Below are 6074 nucleotides of genomic sequence, written 5' to 3'. Positions count from 1 at the left end.
ATCCATGCCGGACACCACCCGGTATATCAAGCGCAGGCTCACCACCTCGAAGAACACGAGCATCCCAGGCTCCAAGACGCCCAACGCACGCAAATTCATCAGAATGTCGACTACGTTACGAACCTGGTCGCGCAATTCCAGCCGCCGCCACTTGAAATACAAAAAGCCGCGCCACGAAAAGATGCCGTCGCGAAACTGGTCGCTGCTGAGGCGCAGCGTATCCTTGAGCGGCTCCAGTTCACTATCTAACCTGTCGGCCAGAATCTTGCCGGTAAAGCGCATGGCGACCGCGCTGGAGCCGCCGCCGAAGGCGATGCTGATCAGCCGCTCGATCTCGGCATTGGCGAAACTGATCATCGCCTCGATGTCGCTGTTGGAAATCTTCAGATAGCACGGCGCCGGATGTATGCCCTGACGCGCCAGCGATTCCCGCAGCAGGAAGGGGTCAAGCGACGGCAGGCTGTCGATGACGCGCAGCACCTCCAGATCCTTCTGACCTGACGCCTCTAAGACGTCGATGAAGGCGCGCATCTGGCGCTCGAAACCGATCTGGTTGACGAACAGGGATTCGCCGCCAAGGCGCAGATCCTGACTTTCAAACGGCAGGATGATCTTGGTGGCGGAACGGCGGCCCTTGGCGAACAGCTCAACCTCGTTGGCGCGCAGGGTGTGTTTGATCAGGATCGCTTTGTTGAGCTTGACGCTCTGGAAAAACGGCTTGCGCGCATAGTCTGGATCGCCCGCCGAAGTTATCGCCACCTGCGCCAGATTCAGGATGCGGCTGGTCGAGGCCGAGTCGCTGATATTGGCCAGGCTGCGAAATTCGCGACTGCTACGTTTGAGACGCATGCGTTCTACACATCCGGCAGGCTGGACAGGCTGTCGTCGAAATCCATCAGGATGTCGGCGTATTCGACGGCGTCCAGCCGGTCATAATAATCGCTCTGGCTCAGGCGGTAATTCCAGAACGAGCTGATATGGCCCAGAATGGCGACGCTTTCGCCCAGATCGTAAAACAGGTCGGGCCCGTCGAGCAGGAACTGCCGGAAAGGCGTCGGATCGCCCTTTTCCACCAGTGACCCATAGGCGCGGTCATAGATGCTCAGGGTCCGCCCCACCGTCGTCATGGTGGCGATGATGCGCCGCGCCAGACGTGGGCGCACCTCGTTGAGATAATCGAGCACGTCTGGCTCCGGCTTGCCGCGCGGCTGGTATCTGGCCATGCCGTCCACGACGCGGCGCATCTCGTCCTGCAATTCCAGGTGCCGCCATTTAAAGTACAAAAAGCCGCGCCATGAAAAAATGCCATCCGAAAAGGCTTCTTCGGACAGGCGCAACGTGGCCTTCAACGGCAGCAGCTCCTTGTCCAGTTCGTTCGACAGGATTTTCGAGGCCAGCTTGATCGAGGCGCCATAGACGGTGGAGCCGAAGGCGATGCGCACCAGTTTCTCGATCTCGGTATTGGCGAAACCGATCATGCGCTGGATGTCGCTGTTGGAGATTTTCAGATAGCACGACGCCGGCTTGAAGCCGTGCCGCCCCAGCAGTTCGCGCACCAGAAACGGGTCCAGCGACGGAATCGAGTCGAGCAGGCGCAGAATCTGCGCGTCATTATCGCCATTGATGTCGTCCAGGCCGAGAAAGTCGCGGCAGAACTTGTCGAAACCGATCTGACCGACAAAGACCGAACTGGCGCCCAGCTTCAGGTCTTCCGGATCGAAGGGCAGGACCACCTTGGTCGCGGTGCGGCGCGGACGGTGGAAGGAGTCCTGCTCATTGGCGCGCAGCGTGTGTTTGATGATGATCGCCTTGTTGAGGCGCGAATCCTGGAAAAAGGGCCGGGCGCGGTATTCGGGCGCATCGCCGAAACTCAGATAGATTTGCGACAGGTTCAGGACGCGCGAGGTCGAGGCGGTCTCGCCCAGATTGGCGAGATTGCGCAGGTCGCGCGACATCTTGGTCGGTCGCGAGCCGTTGCCGCCCTGAGCCTGAGCGGAGGAGGTCTGAAGCACGGCGTTCATTCAGGAAGCCTGAGTTAGGACGAATAACTGTATAAAATATAGGGTTAAGGCGGCGCGAGACGCCCCTAACCCAAGGTTGTTTATGCGCCGCAAAGCGTAAATAATGTCTGAGTGAGATCACAGCGGAAACGGTTATTTTTCACCATTAACGCTAACCATCGCACCGCCTGTCGCAAACTGCGTCACCTATAGGCGCGACTGGTTTTATCTGTTACGACCTGTCTTCCATCCCCTGTCGTGAGGTCGCCGTCATGTCGCTCAAATCCGTCCAGATCGCCGTCGTCCTGTTCGCAGTCTGCGCGATCCCGGCGCGCGCCGCCGACCTCAGCGCCGATCAGACCGCGCGCATCGACGCCGCGATTACCGGCGCCATTCACGACAGCGGCGCGCCCTCGGCCTCGGTCGCGGTGGTGAAGGACGGGCAGGTCGTCTATGAAAAGGCCTTCGGCGAGGCGGCCCTCTCGCCCGTCCTGCCCGCGACGCCTGCCACCCGCTATCAGATAGCCTCGGTGTCCAAGCAGTTCACCGCCGCCGCCGCTTTGCTGCTGCAACAGCAGGGCAGGCTGTCGCTCGACGACAAGGTGGCAAAATGGTTCCCGCAGGTCGCCGAAGCCGACAAGATCAGCCTGCGCCAGCTCCTGACCCATACTTCCGGCGTCTCCGATTTCTGGCCGCAGGACTATGTGCAGGCGCCGATGCAAAAGCCCGTGGACCCGATGACGGTGCTGAACACCTGGGGGACCAGACCGCTCGATTTCCAGCCGGGCGCGGACTGGCAATATTCCAATACCGGCTATCTGATCGCCGGCCTGATCATCGAAAAAGTCTCCGGCCAACCTCTGTTCCAATTCGTCAACGACAATCTGCTGAAGCCGGTCGGGATCACGGATGCGGTCGATATTTCCCAGACCGATCTGAAGACCCCCGACGCGCTTGGCTATGAGCGCCGCGCCCTGGCTCCGAACCGCCTGACGCCGGAAGCCGGTCACGGCTGGGCCTTCGGCTCGTGGTATCTGGGCCTGACCGCCGACGATCTGGCCAGGTGGGATATCAGCATCCTGAAACAGAGCCTGCTGTCGAAAGAGTCCTACGTCCTTCAGCGCACGCCGGTGAAGCTCAACAACGGCAAGGATTCCGGCTATGCGATGGGCCTGTTCATCGGCAAGGACGGCGGCCACGCCCTGATCTCGCACGACGGCGAAGGCGCGGGCTATTTGAGCCTTAACCGCATCTATCCCGATGACGGCGTCGCCATTGTCGTCCTGACCAACACCATGTCGGGCGACGCCACCGGCAATATCGCCGACAGCATCGCCTATCTGCTGCTGCCCCCGACCGGAACCGACGCCCATATGCGGCAGGTCTTTGAGGGCCTGCAAACCGGTCAGGTCAATCGCGCCGACTTCACCGACGACTTCAACGGCTATCTCGACGCCGCCACGATCGCTGATTACAAATCCACGCTCGGCCCGCTCGGCGCCCCGACCGCCTTCAGCCTGACGCGCACCCGCAATCGCGGCGGCATGGACTATCGCGGCTACCGCATCCGCGCGGGCGGCAAATCCCTCAGCCTGTCGATCTATGTCGCCAAAGACGGCAGGATCGAGCAGTTTCTGGTTTCGCCGGTGGACTGACGCAAAAAATTCGCCGAAAATTCGCCTGCCTGACTCTTGACTCCTCCCGGACCTGCGCCTACCTCAAGCGCGCTGTTAGCACTCGCATGTGCTGAGTGCCAACAGAACCATCACATCTCTATCTCGGAGGACATCACCATGAGCTTTCGCCCGTTAGGCGACCGTGTTCTGGTCAAGCGCGTCGAAGAAGAAGCCAAGACCAAGGGCGGCATCATCATCCCGGACACCGCCAAGGAAAAGCCGCAGGAAGGCGAAGTCGTCTCGGTCGGCCCCGGCGCCCGTAACGACAAGGGCGAGGTCGTCGCCCTGGACGTCAAGGCCGGCGACCGCGTCTTGTTCGGCAAGTGGGGCGGCACCGAAGTCAAGATCGACGGCGAAGACCTGCTGATCCTGAAAGAATCCGACATTTTAGGCATCGTGACGCGCTAAGCGCTCCGGTCCTGTCATCAATTAAAAGGAACTGAGAACAATGGCTGCTAAAGACGTATTGTTTGCTTCCGACGCGCGCGACAAGATCCTGCGCGGCGTCAACGTCCTCGCCAATGCGGTGAAGGTCACCCTCGGCCCCAAGGGCCGCAATGTCATCCTGGAAAAGTCCTTCGGCGCCCCGCGCTCGACCAAGGACGGCGTTTCGGTCGCCAAGGAAATCGAACTGGCTGACAAATTCGAAAACCTCGGCGCGCAACTGATCCGCGAAGTCGCTTCCAAGACCAATGACAAGGCCGGCGACGGCACCACGACCGCCACGGTTCTGGCTCAGGCCATCGCCGTCGAAGGTCTGAAGTCGGTCGCTTCGGGCCGCAACCCGATGGACCTGAAGCGCGGCATCGACAAGGCCGTCACGGTCGCCGTCGAAGAGATCAAGAAGGCCTCCAAGAAGGTCACGACCAACGCTGAAATCGCCCAGGTCGGCACCATTTCCGCGAACGGCGACACCGAAGTCGGTGAAATGATCGCCAAGGCGATGGAAAAGGTCGGCAATGAAGGCGTGATCACGGTTGAAGAAGCCAAGACCGCCGAAACCGAGCTGGACGTCGTCGAAGGCATGCAGTTCGACCGCGGCTATCTGTCGCCCTACTTCATCACCAACCCCGACAAGATGGAAGCGGTCCTCGAAGACCCGTACATCCTGATCTTCGACAAGAAGATCTCGTCGCTGCAACCGATGCTGCCGATCCTCGAAGCCGTCGTGCAATCGGGCCGTCCGCTGCTGATCATCGCTGAGGACGTCGAAGGCGAGGCCCTGGCCACGCTCGTCGTCAACCGTCTGCGTGGCGGCCTGCGCGTCGCGGCTGTCAAGGCGCCGGGCTTTGGCGACCGCCGCAAGGCCATGCTGGAAGACATCGCCGTGCTGACCGCCGGTCAGGTCATTTCCGAAGACCTGGGCATCAAGCTCGAAACCGTCGCGCTCGACATGCTTGGCCGCGCCAAGAAGGTCACGATCACCAAGGAAAACACCACCATCGTCGATGGCGTCGGTGAAAAGTCCGAGATCGAGGCCCGCGTCGCCCAGATCAAGAAGCAGATCGAAGAAACCACCTCGGACTACGACAAGGAAAAGCTGCAAGAGCGTCTGGCCAAGCTGGCCGGCGGCGTCGCGGTCATCCGCGTCGGCGGCTCCACTGAAGTCGAGGTGAAGGAAAAGAAGGACCGCGTTGACGACGCCCTGAACGCCACCCGCGCCGCGGTTGACGAAGGCATCGTCCCGGGCGGCGGCACGGCCCTGCTCAAGGCGTCCAAGGCCCTCGAAACCCTCGAAGGCGCCAATGACGACCAGACGGCCGGCATCGCCATCGTGCGCCGCGCCCTGCAGGCCCCGATCCGTCAGATCTCGGAAAACGCCGGCGTCGAAGGTTCTGTCGTGGTCAACAACGTGCTGGCCAATGACGGCACGAATTACGGCTTCAACGCCCAGACCGAAAAGTACGTCGATCTCGTCGCCGACGGCGTCATCGACCCGGCCAAGGTCGTCCGCACCGCGCTGCAAGACGCCGCCTCGGTCTCCGGCCTGCTGATCACGACGGAAGCCGCCGTGGTCGAATCGCCGAAAAAAGAAGCAGCCCCCGCCATGCCCGGCGGCGGCGGCATGGGCGGCATGGGCGGCATGGATTTCTAAGAAATCCATCGACGCCCATCATCTAAAGTGGTTCCGATCCTCACGAGGATCGGAACTGGCGGCATGGATTTTTAATCCAGCCCTCAAAGCTCAACGCTTACGGAAAGAGCGGGTCGCAAGACCCGCTCTTTTTGCATTGTAAGATTTCTCATGCCTCCCCAGCTTTGCTGGGGAGGGGGACCGCGCGGGCAACGCCCGCGGGGGGGTGGGGTATCTTACATATGTCTGGTGCCCGCCAACGCCCGCGCCCGCACCAAAAACCCCTCCGCCCCCCCAAACCCCTCGCGCACCCCGTCCCCCGCC

The 6074-nt window shown here is 61.3% G+C and carries 5 protein-coding genes; 3 read left to right on the top strand and 2 right to left on the bottom strand.

Going from position 1 to position 6074, the window contains the following annotated elements; genetic code table 11:
• On the bottom strand, window positions 1-849 hold an 849-nt coding region (locus tag ACTHLA_RS17595; RefSeq protein ID WP_440192590.1), incomplete at its 3' end, for a hypothetical protein.
• Between the two features lie 5 nt (window positions 850-854).
• Window positions 855-2021, bottom strand: a complete 1167-nt coding sequence (locus ACTHLA_RS17590; protein ID WP_440192587.1) for a hypothetical protein — start codon at window positions 2019-2021, stop codon at window positions 855-857.
• 251 nt (window positions 2022-2272) lie between these two features.
• Here ACTHLA_RS17590 and ACTHLA_RS17585 point away from each other — a divergent pair, with 251 nt between their 5' ends.
• The 3 genes from ACTHLA_RS17585 to groL all read left to right on the top strand — a co-directional run bounded on the left by ACTHLA_RS17585 (window position 2273) and on the right by groL (window position 5771).
• Window positions 2273-3655: a serine hydrolase domain-containing protein gene (locus ACTHLA_RS17585; protein WP_440192584.1), complete on the top strand. Its 1383-nt coding sequence runs from the start codon at window positions 2273-2275 to the stop codon at window positions 3653-3655.
• 138 nt (window positions 3656-3793) lie between these two features.
• Window positions 3794-4084, top strand: coding sequence for a co-chaperone GroES (gene groES, locus ACTHLA_RS17580; RefSeq protein ID WP_440192581.1), 291 nt, complete (start codon window positions 3794-3796; stop codon window positions 4082-4084).
• A gap of 40 nt (window positions 4085-4124) precedes the next feature.
• The gene (gene groL / locus ACTHLA_RS17575) at window positions 4125-5771 is read left to right on the top strand and encodes a chaperonin GroEL (protein ID WP_440192578.1); all 1647 of its coding nucleotides are present in this window, start codon (window positions 4125-4127) and stop codon (window positions 5769-5771) included.
• Window positions 5772-6074: the final 303 nt, after the last annotated feature.

This window comes from Asticcacaulis sp. (genome assembly GCF_051956075.1).
Lineage (GTDB): Bacteria > Pseudomonadota > Alphaproteobacteria > Caulobacterales > Caulobacteraceae > Asticcacaulis.
Note: the sequence above shows the minus strand (reverse complement) of the source record. Positions and strands in the feature narration are given on the sequence as shown.

Excerpts from the sequence above, each read along its gene's own strand:
- ACTHLA_RS17590 (WP_440192587.1), bottom strand. The coding sequence starts at position 2,021 with ATGAACGCCGTGCTTCAGACCTCCTCCGCTCAGGCTCAGGGCGGCAAC.
- groES (WP_440192581.1), top strand. The coding sequence starts at position 3,794 with ATGAGCTTTCGCCCGTTAGGCGACCGTGTTCTGGTCAAGCGCGTCGAA.
- ACTHLA_RS17585 (WP_440192584.1), top strand. The coding sequence starts at position 2,273 with ATGTCGCTCAAATCCGTCCAGATCGCCGTCGTCCTGTTCGCAGTCTGC.
- groL (WP_440192578.1), top strand. The coding sequence starts at position 4,125 with ATGGCTGCTAAAGACGTATTGTTTGCTTCCGACGCGCGCGACAAGATC.